We start from the raw sequence: 677 nt of genomic DNA, 5'->3' as shown, positions 1-677 counted from the left end.
ACCGGAAGGGGCCCGAAGGTAGTACTGCCGGGGAAGGTATAACCGTCGTAATAGTTTACCGTGAATAATGTGGTGGAACTGGTGGGAAAGCTTTGATTGCTATAGCCTTCACCTGCGGTGCCTCCTGCGTAGGTCTCCCAGTTGGTGGTCTGGGCATTGACCGTGGTTTGAAGGCTGGCACGGGAGGCACTGCTGGCATATTCCCCGCTCATCACGACTCTTCCAAGTCCGTCATATTTGGTAAAGGTCCATTTACCGTTCTGGGCCTGTTTGGGGTCCTGGCTTAGTACCAGTTGATCAATCTTATTATACACCAGGCTTTCCCGTCCGTCTTTTCCGGGGATGCGCTTTTCGATCAGCCGGTTCCTCTCATCGTAGCGGTACTGGTAGCAGTATTTATTGAGTTTGGTGGCGTCTATCCCGCCGTTGTCGGGCTCTGCTCCGGGTGGCAACACGAAACTGAGGTTGCCAAAGTCGTCGTAGACGTAGTAGGTGGAATAGGGCGTGCTTTCATCTTTCCAGGTGCGTTTGAGTACTACCTGCCCTTGTTTGTCCTTATATTCTTCGCTGGTACCGGTCTTGCCGCTTACCCAGTTTTCATCTTTGCTGATGGTGAGGTACAGCTGGCTGGCCTGATAGTTCCCGCTGGTGGTCAGGTTCCTTTGGTGCTGCTGGCC

Annotated in this window: 1 pseudogene; it reads right to left on the bottom strand. The window is 53.3% G+C overall.

The annotated features are described in order from the left end of the window. A pseudogene (locus DDR33_RS26150) lies at window positions 1-677 on the bottom strand (DUF6443 domain-containing protein); the annotation flags it as partial.

This window comes from Pararcticibacter amylolyticus (assembly GCF_003130405.1).
Lineage (GTDB): Bacteria > Bacteroidota > Bacteroidia > Sphingobacteriales > Sphingobacteriaceae > Arcticibacter > Arcticibacter amylolyticus.
The sequence above is the reverse complement of the archived record's forward strand: the minus strand, read 5'-3'. Positions and strand labels throughout refer to the sequence as shown.